The sequence below is a fragment of the Curtobacterium sp. MCBA15_012 genome (assembly GCF_001864935.2).
Lineage (GTDB): Bacteria > Actinomycetota > Actinomycetes > Actinomycetales > Microbacteriaceae > Curtobacterium.
The window spans coordinates 169,472-190,300 of the sequence record NZ_CP126267.1 but is presented as its reverse complement, the minus strand read 5'-3'; the positions used below and the strand labels follow the sequence as shown (position 1 = coordinate 190,300).

At 66.9% G+C, this 20,829-nt stretch carries 19 protein-coding genes; 11 read left to right on the top strand and 8 right to left on the bottom strand.

The annotated features are described in order from the left end of the window. Positions 1 to 271 precede the first annotated feature (271 nt). Positions 272 to 934, bottom strand: coding sequence for a GntR family transcriptional regulator (locus QOL15_RS00945; protein ID WP_083393900.1), 663 nt, complete (start codon positions 932 to 934; stop codon positions 272 to 274). Positions 935 to 1,003: 69 nt separating this feature from the next. Between QOL15_RS00945 and QOL15_RS00940 the strand changes: the two genes are divergently transcribed. After that, entirely contained in the window at positions 1,004 to 1,315 is a 312-nt protein-coding gene (locus tag QOL15_RS00940) for a hypothetical protein (protein WP_071246376.1), read from the top strand. An 89-nt stretch (positions 1,316 to 1,404) separates the two neighbouring features. Continuing rightward, positions 1,405 to 2,532 (top strand): MFS transporter, encoded by a 1,128-nt coding sequence (locus tag QOL15_RS00935; RefSeq protein WP_139197401.1) that lies wholly within the window; start codon positions 1,405 to 1,407, stop codon positions 2,530 to 2,532. Positions 2,533 to 3,149: 617 nt separating this feature from the next. Here the strand turns inward: QOL15_RS00935 and QOL15_RS00930 are convergent. The 3 genes from QOL15_RS00930 to QOL15_RS00920 all read right to left on the bottom strand — a co-directional run bounded on the left by QOL15_RS00930 (position 3,150) and on the right by QOL15_RS00920 (position 6,664). Continuing rightward, positions 3,150 to 4,046: a 3-keto-5-aminohexanoate cleavage protein gene (locus QOL15_RS00930; protein ID WP_217640985.1), complete on the bottom strand. Its 897-nt coding sequence runs from the start codon at positions 4,044 to 4,046 to the stop codon at positions 3,150 to 3,152. Positions 4,047 to 4,556: 510 nt separating this feature from the next. Then, positions 4,557 to 6,032, bottom strand: a complete 1,476-nt coding sequence (locus tag QOL15_RS00925) for a PepSY domain-containing protein (RefSeq protein ID WP_071246380.1) — start codon at positions 6,030 to 6,032, stop codon at positions 4,557 to 4,559. 11 nt (positions 6,033 to 6,043) lie between these two features. Next, positions 6,044 to 6,664: a DUF5134 domain-containing protein gene (locus tag QOL15_RS00920; RefSeq protein WP_071246382.1), complete on the bottom strand. Its 621-nt coding sequence runs from the start codon at positions 6,662 to 6,664 to the stop codon at positions 6,044 to 6,046. A gap of 112 nt (positions 6,665 to 6,776) precedes the next feature. Here QOL15_RS00920 and QOL15_RS00915 point away from each other — a divergent pair, with 112 nt between their 5' ends. From QOL15_RS00915 to QOL15_RS00895, 5 genes are read left to right on the top strand one after another with little or no spacing between them, the layout of a single operon-like run. After that, positions 6,777 to 7,181 (top strand): BlaI/MecI/CopY family transcriptional regulator, encoded by a 405-nt coding sequence (locus QOL15_RS00915; RefSeq protein ID WP_071246384.1) that lies wholly within the window; start codon positions 6,777 to 6,779, stop codon positions 7,179 to 7,181. Further along, a complete protein-coding gene (locus QOL15_RS00910; RefSeq protein ID WP_071246386.1) occupies positions 7,178 to 7,990 on the top strand; it encodes a M56 family metallopeptidase in 813 nt (270 codons plus the stop codon). Before QOL15_RS00915 ends, QOL15_RS00910 begins: the two co-directional genes overlap by 4 nt. 54 nt (positions 7,991 to 8,044) lie before the next feature. Continuing rightward, the gene (locus QOL15_RS00905; RefSeq protein ID WP_071246388.1) at positions 8,045 to 8,254 is read left to right on the top strand and encodes a heavy-metal-associated domain-containing protein; all 210 of its coding nucleotides are present in this window, start codon (positions 8,045 to 8,047) and stop codon (positions 8,252 to 8,254) included. Next, the gene (locus QOL15_RS00900; protein WP_139197394.1) at positions 8,247 to 10,349 is read left to right on the top strand and encodes a cytochrome c oxidase assembly protein; all 2,103 of its coding nucleotides are present in this window, start codon (positions 8,247 to 8,249) and stop codon (positions 10,347 to 10,349) included. Before QOL15_RS00905 ends, QOL15_RS00900 begins: the two co-directional genes overlap by 8 nt. Continuing rightward, complete coding sequence (locus QOL15_RS00895; protein ID WP_083393904.1) at positions 10,346 to 12,601, top strand: cation-translocating P-type ATPase; 2,256 nt, start codon at positions 10,346 to 10,348, stop codon at positions 12,599 to 12,601. The genes QOL15_RS00900 and QOL15_RS00895 overlap by 4 nt, the downstream gene beginning before the upstream one ends. 390 nt (positions 12,602 to 12,991) lie before the next feature. Here the strand turns inward: QOL15_RS00895 and QOL15_RS00890 are convergent, their stop codons facing one another. After that, positions 12,992 to 14,227, bottom strand: a complete 1,236-nt coding sequence (locus QOL15_RS00890) for an MFS transporter (RefSeq protein WP_071246426.1) — start codon at positions 14,225 to 14,227, stop codon at positions 12,992 to 12,994. Between the two features lie 52 nt (positions 14,228 to 14,279). Between QOL15_RS00890 and QOL15_RS16635 the strand changes: the two genes are divergently transcribed. Together QOL15_RS16635 and QOL15_RS00880 are read left to right on the top strand one after the other, a co-directional pair. Beyond that, positions 14,280 to 14,867: a CGNR zinc finger domain-containing protein gene (locus tag QOL15_RS16635; RefSeq protein ID WP_083394913.1), complete on the top strand. Its 588-nt coding sequence runs from the start codon at positions 14,280 to 14,282 to the stop codon at positions 14,865 to 14,867. A 101-nt stretch (positions 14,868 to 14,968) separates the two neighbouring features. After that, positions 14,969 to 15,238, top strand: a complete 270-nt coding sequence (locus QOL15_RS00880) for a hypothetical protein (protein WP_139197395.1) — start codon at positions 14,969 to 14,971, stop codon at positions 15,236 to 15,238. Positions 15,239 to 15,491: 253 nt separating this feature from the next. Here QOL15_RS00880 and QOL15_RS00875 read toward each other — a convergent pair whose 3' ends face one another. Together QOL15_RS00875 and QOL15_RS00870 are read right to left on the bottom strand one after the other, a co-directional pair. After that, positions 15,492 to 16,979: a glyceraldehyde-3-phosphate dehydrogenase gene (locus QOL15_RS00875; protein WP_254784088.1), complete on the bottom strand. Its 1,488-nt coding sequence runs from the start codon at positions 16,977 to 16,979 to the stop codon at positions 15,492 to 15,494. 40 nt (positions 16,980 to 17,019) lie between these two features. Beyond that, positions 17,020 to 18,078, bottom strand: coding sequence for an Ldh family oxidoreductase (locus QOL15_RS00870; protein WP_083393906.1), 1,059 nt, complete (start codon positions 18,076 to 18,078; stop codon positions 17,020 to 17,022). Between the two features lie 81 nt (positions 18,079 to 18,159). On the opposite strand from QOL15_RS00870, the gene QOL15_RS00865 reads away from it, so the two are divergent. Further along, entirely contained in the window at positions 18,160 to 18,462 is a 303-nt protein-coding gene (locus QOL15_RS00865; protein ID WP_071246394.1) for a putative quinol monooxygenase, read from the top strand. A 49-nt stretch (positions 18,463 to 18,511) separates the two neighbouring features. On the opposite strand, the gene QOL15_RS00860 is transcribed toward QOL15_RS00865, so the two are convergent. Beyond that, entirely contained in the window at positions 18,512 to 19,252 is a 741-nt protein-coding gene (locus tag QOL15_RS00860; protein WP_217637609.1) for a GntR family transcriptional regulator, read from the bottom strand. A 59-nt stretch (positions 19,253 to 19,311) separates the two neighbouring features. On the opposite strand from QOL15_RS00860, the gene QOL15_RS00855 reads away from it, so the two are divergent. Then, positions 19,312 to 20,805 (top strand): CitMHS family transporter, encoded by a 1,494-nt coding sequence (locus QOL15_RS00855; RefSeq protein ID WP_254784089.1) that lies wholly within the window; start codon positions 19,312 to 19,314, stop codon positions 20,803 to 20,805. The last annotated feature ends 24 nt before the right edge of the window (positions 20,806 to 20,829 follow it).

Sequence of the window (20,829 nt, the reverse complement as noted above, 5' to 3'; positions counted from 1 at the left end):
CAGGCACGAAGCGCTTCCGAAGGTCGGCCGAACACGTCGAGCATCTGACAGGCCGCACTGGCGGGGCAGCGGAACGACTTTACTGACTACCCGCAGTCAGCGGCCGACCGGCACGGCCTTCATCGGTGCGTGCCGGTAGCCGATTGCTCACCGCACGCCTGTTGCGCCCTGAATCGCGCCTCGCCGCCATCAACGCTCGGCGACCAACCTGACTGCAGCGGTCTGAAGACGTTCCTCGTCCGCGGCGGCACTGTCGCTCTGACCCTGCACCTCAGCTCCTCATGGCTTCAGTAGAGCGTTGCAGATGCGCCTGAAGGGCGGTGTCAAAGCTGTCGGCGTCCTCATTGCGCAGGAGGACGAGGAGTCCATCGTGCTCCTTCAGGATCTCGTCGAGGCGTTCAGCGACCGCAACGACACCACGAGTGATGAGCAACGCTTGCCGGTCGCGAAGACGGTCGTAGAACCCTGTCAGCAAGGGGTTGCCGGCCGCATCGACGAAGCCACGGTGAAACGCGATGTCCGATTCGACGAAGGCCGCCACGTCACCGGTCAGAGCTGCTTCACGTTGATTAGCTAGCACCGGCTCAAGGCTGTCCGCCAGCCTGCGGAGATCGACCGCCCGTCGGGCTCCGAGTGCTTCCAACGCGTGCCGAGCGTCAGCCAAGTCTTCCGCCTCTCTTGCTCCGATCTCTCGAACCAGGGCTCCCCGCTTCGGGTACACCGTGATCCAGCCTTCGTCCTGCAAGCGCGAAAGTGCAGTGCGAATAGGCGTGCGACTCATCGCCAGGCGCGTCGCGAGGTCTGACTCACTCAGCATCGCACCTGCTTCGAACTCGCCACCCGCGATGGCAGCTCTGATTCCCCGATGAGCGCGATCAGCCGCACTCTCGGCCTTCCCGGCGAACTCGTCCATCCGCAGCACCTCCGTGGCCATCTTCCCAGAACCTCTTGAACAACTCGGATACAAGTTGTATCCTACAATCTCATCTCGGAAGGAACCATCATGACGACCACCAAGCTCTCCTACGACGAGTTGATGCTGAGTACTGCCGAGGCGGTTGCACAGTCCGACGACCGGACTGCGGCCCGCTCCGAAGCAGACTGCGTCGCCATCCTGCGGAACGGCAGCCTCGGGAACGACCGGGTCCTGCGGATCCCGACCATCGACGGCCGACGCCCCTCCCACATCCTGATCGGCGACCAGCCTGACGGCGCTGTGGGGTGGACGCTCCTCGACGACTCCGGTATCTCCGCCGTGTACGAGCACCGCGCGCCGAGGCTGCTGATGGCGGGCGACACCGCCTCGCACCGGTGAGCCGCACGATCACAGTCCACGGTGCGCGCCGGCATTCGCTCGCGCGACCGCTTCGAACATGGCGCTCTGGCGTTCCCGCAATCGCGGTGATGGCGTGGGGAGGCAACCACTTCACGCCGTTGCTCCCGATGTACGAACGCCAGTTCGGCTATTCGGCTGAGGCTGTGGACGAGATGCTCGCCGTGTACGTGCTCGGGCTCATACCGGGGTTCCTCGTCGCCGGCCCGGTGTCCGACCGATACGGCCGGAAGCGACTCATCGCGTTCGGCCTTGGGTGCGGTGCAGCGGCGAGCTTGGTGCTGATGACGTTCCCGAGCAGCCTCGCTCTGATGGCTGTCGGACGTTTCCTCGCCGGTGTCAGCGTCGCGATCGCGATGGTGGTCGGGACGAGCTGGATCAAGGAGCTGTCACCTGAGACCGGCACCCCCGGGCTCGCAGCCCGCCGAGCCACACTCACGCTGACCGTCGGCCTTGGAGTCGGAGCGGGGGTGTCGGCAGCGCTTGCGCAGTGGGCGCCGCTCCCCTCGGTTCTTCCGTACGTCGCCCACCTGGCGGTCACACTCGTCGCCAGCGTAGTGCTGCTCCGAGCGCCACGCTCACGGCCATACGACGCAGGGGTCCGTTCTCTGATCGCCGACCTTCGCATCCCAGCCGTGAGCCGTCGCGTCTTCTGGCGCTCGATCGTGCCAGTCGCTCCGTGGGTCTTCGGAGCAGCCGCAATCGCGTACGCGGTGATCCCGTCGACCGTTGAAGCCGAGGTCGGCTCCGACGCGATCTTGTACGCCGGAGCGCTGACCGTGATCACGCTCGGTTCCGGAGCGATCGCGCAAACCGTCGTTCCCCGTCTCGCCGTGTGGACTCACGGTCATCAGTCCACCGTGGGACTCTCCGTGACCATCATCGGCACGCTCCTCGCGGCACTCGTCGCCGCCCGGCCGTCGGTGGCGCTCGGCGCCTTCGCCGCGACCGTGCTCGGCATCGGTTACGGCATCTTGATGGTCTCGGGCCTCAGCCGGATACAGTCGCTCGCGAACGGGGACGACCTCGGTGGGCTGACCGGCGTCTACTACTCCTTGGCGTACAGCGGCTTTGTGCTCCCCACCGTCATCGCCTCGACGTCGGTCATCGCGCCGACGTCCGCAATCCTGATCGTCATCGCGGTGATCATCGCTGCCTGCCTCGTCATCTCTTCCCGACGAGCTCCGACGCAGCTCTGACCGAGGCTTCAATCCGGTATCGAACCCAAAGACGTCACGTCCTTCCGCCACCGACAGAAGACCTCGTGGTAGTGCGCGATCGATGCGCGTCTACCACGCCAAACCCAGGCCGGTGAGAAATTCCATCCTCAGATCGAGCTCAGTCGGCAAACCCCATCACGCTCGAGATGCCAGGAGCCGTTGCCTGACCCTCTCGCCACGCCCCAGGACGCCCTACCGCCGCCGCTCCCCCAAGCGAGATCCTCCTGTCGGATGCCTTGCCAGTACGAGCGGTTCCAGATCAGGTCACTGAGTCGCGTCGCGCAGCCAGCGGAAACCCCGATGCCTGTAGACCGCAACACTTATCAGGCGATGGCGAGAACCACCGATGCCCTGAGGTCTGAAAATGCGACGAGCGATCGCTCAGTGGGAAAGCTGGTGGCGCTGCCGGCCGACACTCGGATGAGGGTCTCCGACGAGTTCATGAACCCCGTCATGGGCGACGCGCTCATCTTCATCGACAGCCGTACCCACTTTCAGCGTCACAGACAACAGCGGGGCTCAGTTCTCTCCCGTCCGTTCCTTGGTGATCCGAACGCATCATCACTTCCCGGCCCGTCGCCTCCTCAATCGCTCCCCTACCGGTCCGAAGGGTGGACGATCGCGGACGCGGCGGCGACGAGCTGCGCATTGGACGCCGCCGGTGAACCATCCTCGAGCACGAGGGTGTCCTCAAGTCCAGTCCTGATGCTGTGCCCATTGCTCACCGCACGTCGCATGATCGTCCACGACGCGAGTCCGACACCGTGATGCAGCTCGGGCAGGCGCACTTCCGCCGCTCGGAGTTCGGATTCCATCTGTTCCGCGAGGGCCACCGCGTCTTCCGCGACGGGTTCCAGCGGTTCGACCACCAGCCGAGCGAAGCGCGACCAGGACCCGCGGCGCAGAAACGTGCGGACATCGTCGACGCTCAGGACACACGCCTCGATCCCGACGCCTCGCCCCGAGAGCAACGCGCTCACATCGTCGATGCCCTCCTCCCCCTGATTCGCAGCGATGAGATCCGGCAGCACCGTCCATCCGTCGACGAGGCGAAGACGATGAACGGGGTCGGAAATGATGGAAGCGAAGGTCGTCACGTTGATCGGGACGCCCGGACACGCCGCGCGGACCGCCGTGAGCATACGGCCCACCGGCCCAGCTTCGAGAGTCTCCTCACCATGCTCGTCGAACGCATGCAGGTGCAGCAGAGTCGCCCCGGCCTCGACACAGGCCGCCGCGTCTGCTGCGATCTCCTCGGCGGTCTTCGGCATCGCAGGATGCTCGACATCGCCATTGGCCGCTAGTTGCAGATCAGTCACGGCATTGACGTTACGCCGCTCTCGTCGCCTGAACGGTGACCGAAGCTCCGGCTTGAATACGAACTTGGTTTCATGCGGACCAGGCGCATTGGACACGTTCAAGTGATGGTCCGCGCGCACCCGTGGTAGCGACGTCACCCTGCCCTGCTCGTGTAGACAGTGACCATTGATCATGCAGGGACGGTCGTCGTCGCAGGTGGCCTAGGTCATCCCCGAGTACCTCAGCCCTGTCCACTGGCCGACGACAACGATGCCTGATCTGAGGGAACGAGCTCTCCACGTCGAGATCTCGGTGCAACCGGCGCCGCTGGTAGCGGCGGCTGAAGCGAACGATCAGCCACGCTCGTTCCTCAGCAGGTTGTTCGGGTGCCGCTGAGCCGAGTGTCCGACGGGCGGGAAGTGGCCAGCGTTCGAAGCAGCGGTTGCTGTGACATTGACCGCCGGTCCGCCCCGGCGAGCAGCTTCACGAGAGTCTTCGGCCACTGCGCCTCGATGCCACGAGTGCGGAACGAGTCGCCGAGGACAGGGCAGTCGGCGTCGATGAAACAAAGCGCGCCGGACATTGAAACGGTCGAGCCTGTGCTCCGGTACCGGAGAGGAGACGTCCGGCGATCTGCCGTATGCGGCGGTCCTTCACAGGTGGTGATGCTGCCGCCGACAAGACGCCGACGACGTGAGCGGGGCCTACTTGCTGCGTGGAGCCGGGGGGTGCGGTGTGGCCGTGCGATTGGTGATGAGGACGTCGATGACGACGAACGCGAGGAGGGAAACGCCGAGCGCGGGCAGGAACGCGCCAATGACGATCGCGCCGACCGCGACGAGCCCGGACCCCCACCACGGCGCGCGCGTCAGCGCGCCTGCGGCCGGTGACTTCCCGAAGCGCTTGCCGGTCGGGCGGCGCTTCCACCACATGGCATAGCCGAAGACGACCATTGCGGCGATCCCGAGCGCGGTGATGAAGAGCAGGATCTGGTTCGGTAGCCCCCACATCGTGCCCATGTGGGTGTCAATGCCCCATTGGGCGAGCTTGGCGGGGATCGAGAAGGTGTCGAAGTTCGTCTCGGACAGCACGCTCATGTCACGTGGGTCGATCGCGACGGAGTTCACTGCCGTCGGGTAGGACCGCTTGATCTCCGCGACCGTCCAGGCCTGATCCGCGGCCGCCGGTGGGCTGATCTGCAGCTCCGACGAGTGGATGTTCGCAGCCTTTGCCGCGCCGAGAACTTCGTCAAACAGCGCAGGCGTGATGGTCGCTGGTTCCGCATCGGTCCCTGGTGCGGGGCTCCCGTGGTGGAGAGCATGCTCGCCGCCGTCAGGAGCGGCATCGGGGCCGGTGAGGGTGGTGGCGAGTGCGGGGGTGCCCCAGCTGAGGGCGGAGCGCAGCTGGTCGACGTTGCCGCCGCCGTAATGGGACCAGGTGATTCCGGTCGCGGAAAGGAACAACGCGCCGAGGAGCAGCCACACCCCGGTGGAGGCGTGCCAGGAGAAGATCCGCCGGTAGCCGCGAACGCCACGTGCGGGGCGGACCATGTCGCGCTTCGCACGGGCCTTCCTGATCCGGATCACCCACAGGCCAAGACCGGCGAGTGCGACGACGCCGAGCCAGGACGCAGCGGTTTCACTGTAGAGCCGGCCGATGTCGCCGAGGAACAGGGACCGGTGGAACGTGTCCACCCAGGTGCGGAACGGCAGCGCCCCGGACGTGCCGTAGACGAGCAGGTCGCCGCGGACCTGGGCGGTGCCAGGATCGATGAACACCGCACGGTTCTGCGACTCCATCCGCCCAGCCTCGGAGTACATCACCCGTGTCGTGGAGCCCTGCTCGGGTGCGGGGCGGACGGCGGCGAGGGTGTCTTCGGGGTGGTGCTGGTCCACGTAGGCCTGGGCGGCGTCGATCTGCTCGGCCAACGGCTTCGCGGCCGCGGTGGACGGTGCGGTGAGTTCGTGCCGGTACATGCCCTGCTCGATCGTTGGACCAAGCGCGTACACGGCGCCGGAGAGCGCGGCGATGAGGATGAACGGTCCGATGAAGAGCCCGGCGTAGAAGTGCAGTCGCAGCAGGAACTGTCCGAACCAGCCACGCTGTGTGTTCCGCGGCGGCCGTGCCGTCGCCGGCTGGGCCGCGGGCGCAGTGGTGGGGCGGTTGTCGGTTGCGGTCATGACGGTGGCCCTCAGCTCGTGGGAATGAATGCGAGCGCCATGCCGGCACTCATCAGCAGCAGGAGCACGCCATCCAGGCGCGCCACGGGGTGTTGCCGGACGTGAGCGGAGGCGATCAGCCGCCCCAGCATCCAGACGGTCGCGGCCGCGAACACGACGACGAGGATCCAGGAGATTGACGTCCACCCGGACCAGGAGGCGTGCATGCTGTGTCCGCTGCCGGTCATGTTCATCCCCGGCATCGACATCGAAGCCCCACCAGCCATCGGCAGCATCATCACGCCCATGACGACCATCGCCGCCATCATCACCACGTGGTAGCCCAGCACCAGCCGGCCGGAGCCGCCAGGTCCGTGGTGCGCGTGGCCGCCGTACCGACCGCTACCGAGCGTGAGGACGAGGTAGAACAGCGTCGCGACGGCGAACACGATGATCTGCAGCGTCGGCGGCGCGAGGGTCATCCCCCAGGCCCACGGCATCGCCAGCATTGCGACGCTCATCAGCACATGAAAGACATCACTCACCCGAGACACTCCGTCGCTGCCGGGTCGAAACGCGAAGCCGAGGTACCCCGCGGCCGTCACGGTGAACAGCACTGTGAGGAGAACGGACAGCGTCAGGCTGTGTGACACGAAGGGAACCTCTCGTCGAGAACGGGTCGGGCGGCGCCACTCTACAAGTTGTAGAAGCAGGTTTCTACTTGATGTAGAGTCAGCGCATGGTCGACACAGTCGGAGGACGCCGATGAGTCCGCGCCGTGCGCACGGGTCCCTCGAGGCGAACGTGCTGCAACTCCTCTGGGCGCGCGACGCTGCGCAAAACGGGCGACAGATCCGCGACGCCCTCGCCGACAACGGCGACCCGCTGGCCTCCACGACAGTGCTGACCGTCCTCGCCCGGCTCGAGAAAAAGGGCCTCGTCGAGCGGGACCCGGTATCTAGGGCGTACTGCGCCACGAAAGCCGACCCTGCCGAGACAGCCGATTCGATGGCGGAGGTCCTCGGTAGATCCAGCGATCGCAGGGCGGTACTGCAGCGTTTCACCGGCGCGCTCCGCGCGGAGGACCTGCACGTGCTGCGCGCCGCCCTCGACGGCTCCGGGAACAACGAGTCCGGGATCGACCGCACGACGGGAGAATCGGTGGCGTGATCACCGTTCTCGCCCTCGTGGCGCTCGCGGTCGTCGTCACGCTGCTCGCGCCAGTCATCCTCACCCGCGGCACCTGGTGGCTGCACCGCCCACAGCTCGCCCTCCGCTTGTGGCTCAGCGCGCTGACGATCGCTGCGATCTCACTGCTGCTGAGCGTCGGCATCGCTGCAGTCATCGTCGCAACGAACACGCACGCGCACGGGATCGGATCTCCCGCTGCCGGCCTCTTCGCCTGGTGCGGGCTCGGCATCGCAGGCGGTGTCGCCGCGCTCCTCGCCGCAAACGCGGAACCGATCTCGGCCGCGAAGCGACGCACCGACGTCGCGGTGACACTGCTTGTCGCCCGCTCCACCGCCCGGACAGAACACATCGGCGGCCAAGAGGTCGCCTATCTGCAGACAGCGGACCCCATTGCCTGCTCTACCGCCGACGGTCGTGTGCTGATCTCGACCGGCGTCGAAGACGCGATGCCGCCAGCCTGCGTCCGGGCGGTGATCGAGCACGAACGAGCGCACGTGCTCGGACGGCACGATTTCATCGGCCGCGTCGCGGCACTGAACGCTGCTGCATTCCCGCGGCTTCGGACCGCCCGGGAGTTCCGCCGAACGGTCGCACTGCTGATCGAGCTCGTCGCAGACGACGCAGCCGCCCGCGTTTGCGGGCCCGCAACCGTCTGCAATGCATTGACCCTGATGGACCACGTTGACCCGAACCCTGCCCTCGAGCTCCGAGCCGCGCGACTGGCGTCCTCTCCCGTGAAGAGCTGGCCGCACCGACGCCACCTGGCCCCGATCCTGCGGTCCCGCTGACCAAGCCTCTCCGGCATGGCTCGCATCTCCTTCTACGTTTTGTAGAATGCGGGTATGGAGCGATTCGAGTACCACGTCGTCGGGATGACCTGCGAGCACTGCGAACGCCGCGTCACGGGTGAACTCGAAGCGATCGCGGGCGTCGAATCCGTCACCGCGGACGCCGCAACCGGCCTCGTCATCATCACCTCACCGACCCAGCCGGATGCGGCCGCGGTCCCCGAAGCCGTCGACGAGGCAGGCTACGAGCTCGCCAGTGCCTGACACCACCCGGGCCACCCTCGACCGGCCGGCAGTAGTTGTCGCTGCGGAACGTTCGGGCGCAGTGGTGCGCGCGCTTCCGTGGGCGGGCGCTGTCGTCGCAGTCGTCATCGTCGTGGTCGCGGTCGAGATGCTAGGCGCTTCCTCGTACGACCGGCTGAGCCGCGGCTACCCGGGCATGCTCACCTCGATGCTGAGCGCCCTGCTCCGACTCACCGCCGACATCACCGGCGGCCTCACCGTCGGTGGCCTTGCCGCCGCCGCATTCCTGACGCCGCGCCGCTCCCGCACACTCATCGACAACCGCCGCGACCTCAGCATCGTCCGCCCCGCCGCCACCGCTTGGCTGATCGCCGCGGTGCTGCTCATCCCGGTTGACGCTGCCGACGCCAATGGACAGCCGTTGACGAAGCTCCTCACCCCGGGCGCGATCGGCTACCTGGTGCAGGCCAGCTACCTTCCCGGTGCGTGGATCGTCGTCTCCTGTGTCGCGGTGACGATCCTCGTCGCCGCCTACCTCGTGCGCAGCTGGGTCAGCACGCTGCTCCTCGCTGGCATCGGCGTCATCGGGCTACTCGCACCGGTTCTGGTGACGCAGGTCCTCGTCGGCCCGAACCACGACTTCGGCGGCGACGCCGCCATATTCGCCACCCCCGCCCTCGGCATCTGGATCGGCGCCACCGCAGCCCTCGCCCGACGGTGGCGGGCAAGCCGGCCCGGCATCACCACCATCCGCCGGCACCGCGTTCTCGCGCTCGCTGCCTGGATCACATGGACCCTTGGGTCGGTCATCATCGCCGCCGTTGAACTCGCCGGCACGACGCTGTGGGCAGCGCCGACGGGGATCCTGTTCGCCGTTCAGATCCTCCTCGTCGCCGCAGTCGCTGGACCGATCCTGCTCCGCCGGCCTTGGTTCGCCACCCGCACTGCACCGTCTGTGCTCCTGTCAGTGCTCCTGATCGCGGCAGGGATCGGTGTTGTGATGGCCCGAATCCCGCCGCCGGTGTACTTCGTCCCCACCGACGGGCAGCAGCTCTTCCTCGGCTACCAGGTCAACACCCCACTCACCCCGATCACCCTCTGGACCGCGGGCCGGGTGAACATCCTGTTCCTCGTCATCGCGATCGCCGGGATCGCCTCGTACGCGGCTGCCGTCGTCCGGCTCCGGATACGCGGAGACCACTGGTCGAACGGCCGCACCAGCGCGTGGATGCTCGGCTGGGCTTCCGTGATCATCACCACCTCATCCGGGGTCGGCCCGTACTCGTCGGCGTCGTTCGCTGTCCACATGGGCCTGCACATGAGCCTGAACATGCTGTGCCCGCTGCTGCTCGTGCTCGGTGGTCCCCTCACCCTGTTCCTCCGCGCCACCACCGCGCACCGCCGCGACGGGTTCGCTGGCCCCCATGAGTGGCTTGCCGCGCTGACCCACTCGAAGCTGTTGCGCGTCACCTATAACCCGATGTACGTCCTCGCCGTGTTCGTGGGTTCGTACTACGCGATCTACCTCACTCCGTTCTTCGACTGGGCGATGCGGTACCACTGGGCGCACCAGGCGATGACGCTGCACTACCTCGCCATCGGATACGTCTTCTACGCCCTCATCATCGGCGTCGATGCGCCGCCGCGTCCGTTGCCGCACATCGGCAAGCTCGGGCTGGTGCTCGCAGCGATGCCCTTCCACGCGTTCTTCGGCGTCGTCGTCATGACCAGTACCGACCTGCTTGCGGGCACCTACTTCCAGTACCTCGACATCCCGTGGATCGGCAGCCTCGCACACGACCAGTACGTTGCCGGCGGCGTCGCGTGGGCCGCCGGAGAGCTGCCGTTGATCGTCGTCGTCATCGCCCTCGTCACCCAGTGGGCGAAGCAGGACTCCCGTCAGGCGAAGCGCATCGACCGGCACGCAGACCGGGGCCTCGACGACGACTACGAGCAGTACAACGCCATGCTCGGCAAACTCACCACCCGCGACACCGGTACGGCCATCGCGCAGCCGCGCGAAGTATCCGCGCCGGGCGAGCACCAGACCACCGATCGGGCAGGCGTGGGCGACCGGCCGACCCTGACCGTCACCGATCATCGGAAGCAACTGTGACCACCACCACACCGTCTCGCACGACGCCGCAGCTCGAGCAGCGGCTTGAGCTCGACATCGGCGGGATGACGTGTTCCGCCTGCGCGAACGCCATCGAGCGCAAGCTCGGCAAGCTCGACGGCGTCACCGCGTCGGTGAACTTCGCCACGGAACGCGCCACCGTCGCAGGTCTCGGACCCGATGACGCCGAGACCGCCATCGCTCAGGTCGAACGAGCCGGCTACACTGCCGCCGTCCACACTCCAGGCGATGATGCTTGGAGTGCCCGCGCCGCCGAGACCCGCACCACGACCCTCCGCCGCCGCCTCGCCGTCGCGGCACTGCTCACGATCCCGCTGTGCGACATCACCATCATCCTGGCGCTTGTTCCTGCCTGGCGGTTCCCCGGCTGGCAGGCGCTCTGCGTCCTCCTCGCCTTCCCCATCGTCACCTGGGCAGCGTGGCCGTTCCACAAGGCCACGCTCCGCGGGCTGCGACACCGCAGCACCAGCATGGACACCCTCGTCTCCCTCGGCGTCGTCGTGTCCTTCGGATGGGCGCTCTGGACACTTCTCGTCGATCCCGCCACCGCCCCCGGGTACTGGCTCGGCTTCGGAAAGACCCCCGCCGGGGCGGACTCGATCTACCTCGACGTCGCCGCTGGCATGGTCACCTTCCAGCTCGCCGGACGCTACTTCGAAAGCCGCAGCCGGCGCCGCGCCGCCGACGTCCTCGAGGCCATCGGCGACCTCGGCGTCACCGAAGCGCAGATCGTCACCGACGGTACCGAGCGCACTGTTCCGCTCAGTTCCGTCCGCGTCGGAAACGTTGTCGTCGTCCGCCCCGGCGGCCGAATCCCCGTCGACGGCACCGTCACCGACGGCGCCGCCACGCTCGACATGTCCGCGATGACCGGAGAGTCCGTCCCCGTCGAGGCCACCGCTGGAGCCGCCGTCATCGGCGGCACCCTCGTCCAGGGCGGTCGGCTCATCATCCGCGCTGACGCCGTGGGCACCCGCACGCGCTTGGCGCAGATGGCCGCGGTCGCCGACGACGCCCAACGCCGCAAGGCCGCGGTGCAGCGAACCGTCGACCGCGTTACCAGCGTCTTCGTGCCTGTCGTGATCGGCGTCGCGATCCTCGTCGCCGCGGTCTGGCTCATCAGCGGCGCCGCCGCAGGCACCGCGATCGCGAACGGTGTCGCCGTGCTCATCATCGCCTGTCCCTGCGCCCTCGGCTTGGCGACTCCGACAGCGCTCGTGGTCGGCGTCGGTCGCGGCGGTCAGCTCGGTGTCCTCATCAAGGGACCCGACGCACTCGAAGCAAGCGGCCGCATCGACACCGTCGTCCTCGACAAGACCGGCACCCTCACCACTGGGCGGATGACCCTCACCGCCATCGACACCTTCACCACCGACGCCGACACCGCCCTGACACTCGCTGGCGCCCTCGAAGCAGCGTCTGAGCATCCAATCGGCACGGCGATCACCACCGCAGCCCACACCCGGTTCGGCTCGCTGGAACGGGTGTCGGACTTCACCGCACACACCGGTCTCGGCGCCGCCGGCATGATCGGCCGCCGCCGCTGTGTGATCGGCCGCCGCGAGCTCCTCAAGCAATCAGGCGTTGCCGTTGACGAGCGTGTGGCCGCGGTCATCGAGCAGCGCGAAGCGTTCGGTGCGACCGTGGTGCTGCTCGCCATTGACGGGGAAGTCGGCGCAGTGCTCACCGTCCAGGACACGCTGCGTCCCGGCGCGATCGAAGCAGTCGCGCAGCTGCGCGCCCTCGGTCTCCGCACCGTCCTGCTCTCCGGGGACTCAGAGTCCGCGGCCACTGCAATCGGTACGGAAGTCGGCGTCGACGAGGTCATCGCCCGCGTCCTGCCCGACGAGAAGGCCGAAAGGATCGCCCAGCTCCAAGCAGCCGGACACCACGTCGCGATGGTCGGCGACGGTGTCAACGACTCCGCCGCGCTGGCGACCGCCACCCTCGGCGTCGCCGTCGTGCAGGGCACCGACATCGCCATGAAAGCCGCCGACGTCATCATCGTCCGCGAGGACCTTCGCGCCGTCGTCGACGCAGTCCAGCTCTCCCGTGCGACCCTGCGTACTATCCGGATGAACCTCGTGTGGGCGTTCGGCTACAACATCGCCGCCATCCCACTCGCCGCGGCTGGCCTTCTCAACCCCCTCATCGCCGCCGCCGCGATGGCGCTGTCCTCAACGCTGGTCGTCTCGAACAGTCTCCGACTCCGCTCCTACGGAGGGCATTAGGAGCTGGTGGGTGTGCCGACAAACCAGGAAGCACCCGCTGAGGCGAAGGAAGCCGCGATGATGCCGCCGCTCTTCGGTGCCCCTTCGCGAGCTCGTCGACCACGGCGTGGACTTTGATACGTCTGGCAGGTGGCCGTGCCCGCAGGGGCCCATCGACGCTCTCCTCGAGAAGGCAGAGGAGCTGGCTGGAGACCGCAATGGGCCCCATCGGACTCTTGTCCGCATGAAGGCCGGCGGTGACCACGGCCAGCCCGGGAAGCGGCACTGCTCAAAATCGACCTCTCGTCGCTGACTTACATTCCCTGACAGATAAGTGGGCTCGATGCCTGTGGGGGACTTTGACGTCGCCCCTCGCCGTTGGCCCCTGATCAGCAGGCGGGCGGCTGCAGTTCAGAACCTGTCACCATCCGGACTCGTGGGTCTGGAGGGAGGGCTGCGTCGAAAGTTTCGGATCCTCCGGTCGGTGACGGCGACCAGCGGGCCGACGAGGCAGACAACCGCGCAGCTGATGAGCACCGGTGTTCGTCCCACTGCTTCGGCAGCTGGACCGATCAGCGCGATCCCGACCGGGGCCAGACCGTACGAGACCAAGAAGTCGAGGGAGGACACACGTGCTCGAAGTGGTGGCGGGACCTCTCGTTGGATCGCCGTGTACCAGGGGACGTTGAACAGTTCGACGCCGATGCCGGCCAGCACGTAGGCGGCGAGTACTGGGAAACGCTCAGTCGACACCGCAAGTGCCAGCGGCACACCGGCGTATAGCGCCAGACCGAGCATGGCGATCAAGCCGGGATGGCGAGGGCGCCACTTGGCCAGGAGCAGTGCTCCAAGGAGGGCACCGACAGTGAACGATGTGAGCGCAGTCGCAAGCATTCCGGTACCGCCGAATCGGTCTCGGCTGATCAGCGGCAGCAGTACGGACGTTGCGGCATAGCCGGTGGCGAGCTGCGTGGCCAGCACCGCAAGGACCGGGAAGAACCAGCGGTGCCGCCGTGCCTCTCGCACTCCGAGGATGAAGTCCGAGAACATTCGGGTCCGTCGCACGGTGGCCTCCGGTCGGTCGGTCAGGGCAGGGGGCGTCATGGCGGGGGCAGCGAGAGCAATGAGCCAGAGGGCAGAGCTCGCGGCGAGTACTGGTCGAGCACCGATCCAAGCCGTCAAGCCTGCGGCGATAGCGGGTGCCAGAACGGCGCTTCCGCGTGCGCCGAGCGTCGAGAGCGCATTTGCTGCCTGGTGCTGACCCTCCGCGACGACGTCGGCGAGTGCAGCTTGGTACGTCGGCCGGTATGAGCCCTGCCCGGCGCCAGCTAAGAGTGCAGCAGCAAGCACGAGCGAGCTGGCGCCGTCGACGGTCACAGCAAGAACGAACGTGCCCGTCGCCGCGGCCATCGAAGCCGCCTGGATCATTCGTCGTCGTGGTAGGCGGTCGGCGAGTACGCCCGCGACTGGCGTCAGGGCGACGTATCCCACGGTGCGCGCCGCGATGGCCAAGCCGAGCAACGTCACAGATCCACCGCGACCAAGTACAGCAAGCGCAAGAAGCACCGGGAGCGCAGCCGTCGCGGTACTGGCCGCCGTGTTGCCCAGCCACAACCGCACGAAGACAGGGTCTCGGAAGGGAGTCATGTAACTGAAGTTATACCGATAGACAGTTACGAAGCTATGGGACACTATCGATGTGGATGAACCTGGTCACTTCGGCGGTTTGGTCGCCGCGGCCATCGACCTCGCCAACGCCGCTGGTCCCGAATCGGCTTGGGGCCGCCCCCACCGCGCGCCGACGGGCAAGCCAGCGCAGAAAGCAGTCGGGAACGCCTTGGCCCTTATCCCCGCCAGCCAGCACGCTCTGGCGCCCGCCGACGTCGAGCAACTGCTCAGTACGGGCCAGCACCTCTGGCGTGCCATGTTCATCGCGGCCGCAGGCGACCTTCCCGCGGCGGCTGGACTTGTCAACGAGATGCTCTCGAGAGTCTCGACCCAGCCTCACTTGACCCAGCATGGAACGCAGCCCTGGCATCTCCACTTCGCCCCTCCAGGGAGCGGTCCAGGGCGGGAATGGTCGGCTGAACTCGTCGTCGCGGTGGCAAGCCTGTTCGGAACAAGGATGACCGACCGGCTTCGGAGCTGCGCGGCACACCAGTGCGATCGCGTCCTGGTGGACGAAACACGCAACCACACTCAACGCTATTGCTCCGTCAGCTGCCAGAACCGAACCAAGGTCGCAGCATTCCGAGCTCGCACCGGGCACGCTGCAAGCAACGAGTGAACTCGGTTCAAAGGGCTTGACAGACAGCTCGGAGAAAATCGGCGACCCGCGCGAACGCGATCTGGCGAACGCCGTTCAACCGGGACCGCAGGGCGCCGAAGGTGGGACTGTTCGTGCAGATGACGAGCGGGAGCGGCCCGGACGGCATCACCCTCAACTCAGAGGCAGCCTCGTCCAGCGCACGACGTCTGCGTCTGCGTCTGCGTCTGCGTCTGCGTCTGGATCTTCGACAAGCTCGGCGATCTCGTCCTCAAAATCACCACACCACACGCGTCGCCTACCGGCCGGACCCCGGAACGCTCTACTTCACCGAGTCGCACAGCGATACGGTGAACACCACACCCATCCGAGTTGCCGGCAGCTTCATCTGACGCGCTCTGTCAGCGCCTGCTGGCGCGGTCCGAGGACGGCGGATACCAGAGATGCAGCGGACGGGAGGAAAAGGTCCGGCCCGACCAGCGCCTCCCGTCCGTCGGTCGCCCGGCACGCCTGTTGGCGGCGTCAGACATCGTCAAGGCCCAGCGGGTGCTACGTCACGTCCGGAACAGCATGATCCGCCACAACTGACAAGACCTAGCGAAGGCCGCACGGTTCCCGCGCGGCCTTCGTGTTGACCTCGCGCGCTCACGCGGTGGTGAGCTCCACTTCGGGCTCCGCAGCGACGCTGACGGTGACCGAGCGCAAGTTCGAACCGGCGATGTACTCGGCCAGTCGGACGACCTGAGCGCTGTAGCCGAACTCGTTGTCGTACCAGACGTACACGACGGCGGAGCGGCCGCCGGGGGCTATCGTCGCCAGCCCGTCGACGACGCCAGCGTGCCGCGAGCCCAGCATGTCGGTAGACACGGCTTCCGGCGACTCGACGTAGTCGATCTGACGGCGCAGCGGAGACGCGAGTGAGGCCATGCGAAGGTGGTGGTTGAGTGCCGTGCGCGTGACGTCCCGATCGAACTGCAGGTTCAGCACCGCGAGGGAGACATCGGGCGTCGGCACGCGGATGGCATTGCCGGTCAGTCTGCCGGCGAGTTCTGGGAGTGCCTTCGCGACCGCGCTCGCGGCACCGGTCGCGGTGAGCACCATGTTCAGCGTCGCCGCTCGACCACGGCGGTCGCCCTTGTGGAAGTTGTCTGTGAGGTTCTGGTCGTTGGTGAACGAATGCACCGTCTCGACGTGACCCGACACGACCCCGTACTCGTCGTGGAGCACCTTGAGGACCGGGGTGATGGCGTTCGTCGTGCACGAGGCAGCCGTGACAATCCGGTCGCCGTCGGTGATGACGTGGTGATTGATACCGAAGACGACGTTCTGCAGGTCTCCCTTGCCGGGCGCGGTGAGGATCACACGGTCGACGCCCTGCGCGCGGAGGTGCTGTTCGAGGCCGTCCCGGTCTCGCCACTTCCCCGTGTTGTCGATGACGATCGCACGGTCGATGCCGAACACCGTGTAGTCGATCTCCGCCGGGTCGCTGGCGTAGATCACCTGGATGACGGTGCCGTTGGCGGTGATCGTCTGCGCGTCCTCGTCGATCGAGATCGTGCCATCGAAGGCGCCGTGCACGGAGTCACGACGGAGCAGACTGGCGCGCTTGCGGAGGTCACCGGCCGAGCCGGGGCGCAGCACGATCGCACGTAAGCGGGAGCCACGGGCGCCGGAGTCGTGCTCGATGAGCAGCCTCGCGACGAGCCGACCGATGCGACCGAAGCCGTAGAGGACGATGTCGCGGGCGCCCCCCTCGGCGTGTGCGGCCAGCAGGTCGGTGTCGTCGCGGAGGAACTCGGCGGCGGTCTTCTTGCCGCCGCCGGCGCGGTGGCGGTAGTAGTCGTAAGCAAGCTGGCCGACGTCCACCGACACCTGGCGGGGCTTCAGCTGTGCGACGGCGGTGATGATCGGCATCGACTCCGCCAGCGCCAGCACACGCTCGTCGGTGTGACGGGCGAAGCGGTGCGCCTTGAGGATGTCGATCGCGGACTTGTGCACGAGCGACCGGCCGTGAACGTTCAGCACCACGCCCTGGTCGCGGTGTAGCGCGCCGATCGTCGGGATCAGGCTTTCGGCGAGGGCTTCCGCGCGTCGCCAATGGCGGGTGTGCAGACCTGGGTCCTGGGTGCTCACTGTGTTCTCCTTTGAACGTCTGTTGCCGCGACAGGTCGGGTCAGGGCAGCGCGGCGCCGGTCTCCGCCGCGAGCTTCTCGAGGTCTTCCCACGTGTTCTCCGGGAGCTCGACACCGCCGGCGGCGATGTTCGCGGCCGCAGTGCGATCCTCGATCTCGCCGGGATAGAAAATCTCGTCGTACCCGACTGCGAGCGGCGTCGATTTGACCTCGTCGATCATCTGCCCAACGCGCTCCGCGAAGCCATCGGCGTCGCCGAGCGCGTTCACGTCGATGGCGAGGAACAGGTGGCCGGCACCACTGCGAGCGGTCGGTTCATACGGCCCGTGGACGCTCTTCCCGACCGCCGATCCAGTGAGCGCCCCGGACAAGACGTCCATCATGAAGCTGATCGCATACCCTTTGTGTCCGGCCATCGGCAGGATCACACCGTGGACGGCCTCGGCGGCGTCCGTCGTGGAGTGGCCGTCCTCGGTCAGCGCCCAGTTCTCGGGGATCGGCTGCTCCTTCTGCCGGGCGAGGTAGATCTTCCCGCGGGCGACCGCGGTGTTCGCGATGTCCAACGCGACGACCTTGTCCTCCCATGGGGCGGCGATCGACCACGGGTTCGTGCCCACGGCCTTCTCGCGGCCACCCCACGGCGCCATCGCCGGGGAAGCATTCGTGGTGAGGATCGAGACGCATCCGTCCGCTGCGGCGCGGCGGGTGTAGTACATCGCGGTACCGAAGTGGTTCGAGTTCCGCACCCCGACCGCGCCGATCCCGTGCTCACGAGCGCGCTGCACGGCTTCGACCCGAGCATGCTCCGTGAGCACCTGGCCGATGCCGTCGTGCCCGTCGAGGAGGAGCAAGGAGCCCGTGTCGATCAGCGTCTCCGGTCGGGCGTCGGCACGCATCGCGCCGGAGCGGATCCGCGCCACGTACCACGGCAGGCGCAGCAGCCCGTGCGACTGGTGCCCCCACAGGTCGGCCTGGAGCAAGCTGTTCGCGATGAGCGCCGCGTCGGCCGCTGCGACGTCGGAGCGGCGAAGGACGTCAGCCGCGAACGCCTCGAGTACGTCTGCGCTGACACGATTCCGGGTGATGGTTGGTCCAACCATGGGTGTAAGCCTTTCGATCACGAGCGACGTCGCTCGGTCCTGTACACCTTAGGGTATACCCGTTCGGACTAAGGAGGAAGTATGTACAGCGTTTGGGTCACCGTCGAGGTCGTTCCGGGGCGAGAGAACGCGTTCTTGGAGGCGATCAAGGCGAACGCCGCCGCGACCGTTGCTGACGAACCCGGGTGCTCGTCGTTCGACGTCGTCGAGCTGGAGCCTGGTCGTCGCTACGGCTTTTACGAGGTGTACGACGACGAGGAGGCGTTCACGGTCGCGCATCGGTCGGCGCCGCACTACGCCGCGTGGCGACGCGCGGTCGACGAGACAATCGCCCCCGGCACGCAGATCGTCACGCGTGGCCCACGGATCGTCGCGGAGCGGTAGCGCCGACGCCGGCGCCACCGAAGACTGGCCGATCGGCTGGTTGCTCAGGTCAGAGGTCGACGATCGCTTGGTCCATCCGAGAGGATGCCAGGAGCGCGTTGAAGATGGCTTGGTCGACGTGGAAGAGGTGGTGGGTGCATGCGGCGGCCGCCCGTTCGGCGTCGCCCGACTCAATCGCCCTGCACATCTCGATGTGTTCCCGGATCGACTCCGACAGCCGGCCGATGTCCTGATGCGCGATGTGCCGCAGGCGTGCGGTGTGCGGGCGAAGTTCGTGGATCGCCTGCGAGAGGTACTCGTTCGGCGTCAGCTCCACCACGTTGTCGTCGAACCGTGCCGTCAGTTCCGAGAACCGGTCCGCGAAGGCCTCGGAGTACTCCTGGATGCTGAGGTCCTCGAAGTCCGCGGCGATGCCGGCGAAGAGATGTCCGATGCGGGGCTCGCGTGTTGCACGCCCTACGACCTCGCGCATCGCCGCCGGTTCGAGGATCCGCCGGAAGTCGAACAGCGCCCGTGCGCCCGCCAGCGAGAGCCTGGTCACCATCGGGGCGCGACGTGGCTGGATCTCGACGAGGCCGTCCGCGGCGAGGCGTCGGAGTGCCTCCCGTACCGGCGTCCGCGACATGCCCGTGTGTTCCACGAGCATCACCTCGGGCAGGATCTGCCCGGGTCGGAAGGTGCCGTTCTGGATGTCGTGCTTGAGCTGCTCGTAGACCCGCTCGGTCTTGCCCATCCGGACGCCGTTCAACTCGACGGCTTGCGATGCCGGAACCATCTGCATGTCGCTCATACCAACAGTCTACGTTTGCGGTCAGGTATACCTGTGTGCATACTGTTCACACGTCGCGCATGGCGGCGTTCTGGTTCGTCCTGAGCAAGGGAGCAACGATGCTCGTGATACTCGGCTTCTGCATGATCGCCGTCTTCATGGTCCTGGTGATGGCCAAACGGATGACGCCAATCGCGGCGCTCATCATCGTTCCGATCATCTTCGGACTCTTCGCCGGCCACGGCCTCGACATGGGTGACATGGTCATCGAGTCGCTGCTGAAGCTGGCGCCGACCGCCGGTCTGCTGTTCTTCGCCATCATCTTCTTCGGCACCATGATCGATGTTGGGCTGTTCGACCCGCTGATCCGTCTCATCCTCCGGTTCGTCAAGGACGACCCGGTGCGCCTGGTCGTCGGGACGGCGCTGCTGACCACGATCGTGTCGCTGGACGGTGACGGTTCGACGACGTTCATCATCGTCACCTCCGCGCTGCTGCCGATCTACATGCGACTTGGGATGAACCCGGTCACCCTGACGGTGGTCGCGGCGATGTCGAACGGTGTCCTCAACACCGTCCCATGGGGCGGATCGACCGCCCGCGCGTCGGCGGCGCTGAACGTCTCGCCGATCGACATCTTCGTGCCGATGGTGCCGGCCATCGCGGCTGGTCTACTGACGGTCCTCGTGCTCGGCTACTTCATGGGCATCCAGGAGCGGAACCGTCTCGGCAAGCTGGAACTGCAGGCCTCTCCCGGCTTCCTCCGGAAGGCGCGCGTCGGTGAGCCGGAGATCATCGGCGCCGACAACGGTCGCAGTTTCACCCGTGCCGTCTACTCGGAGCGCACCGCCACCGGGTCTATCGGCACCCCGCGGACTGGCTCCTCGGTGGTCATCAGCAACAACTTCGCCGCTGAGCTCGACGGCGTCAAGGGCATCCTCGACCGCCCGAACGCTCGGCCGAAGCTGATCTGGTTCAACCTGATCCTGACGCTCGCCGTCATGGTTACCCTCGTGGTCGACGTCACCGAGCCGGTCGTGATCTTCATGATCGCCGCGTCGGTAGCGCTGGTGATCAACTTCCCGCGCATCAAGCAACAGTCCGAGCAGCTCAAAGCACACGCCGACAGCGTCATCAGCGTCGTCGGCATGGTCTTCGCCGCATCCGTGCTCACCGGCGTCCTTGACGGTACCGGCATGGTCGACGCGATGGCGAAGTGGCTCGTAGGCATCGTGCCCGACCAGATGGGGCCGTTCATGGCACTCATCGCCGGCGCGCTCTCCGTCCCGCTGACCTTCATCATGACGAACGACGCGTTCTACTTCGGCGTCCTGCCGATCCTCGCCCAGACCGCGGAACACTTCGGGATCGGCGGCGTCGAGATGGCCCGCGCATCGCTGGTCGGGCAGGCGCTGCACCAGTCCAGCCCTCTCGTCGCCTCGTTCCTGCTGCTCATCGGCCTCGCCAACGTCAACCTCGCCGACCACTTCAAGAAGGTCATCTGGCGCGGCGCCATCGTCGCCGGCGTGATGCTCCTCGTCGGCGGTCTGACCCTCGCCTACCCACTCTTCTGACGGCTGCGTCCGCAGAGAACTAGA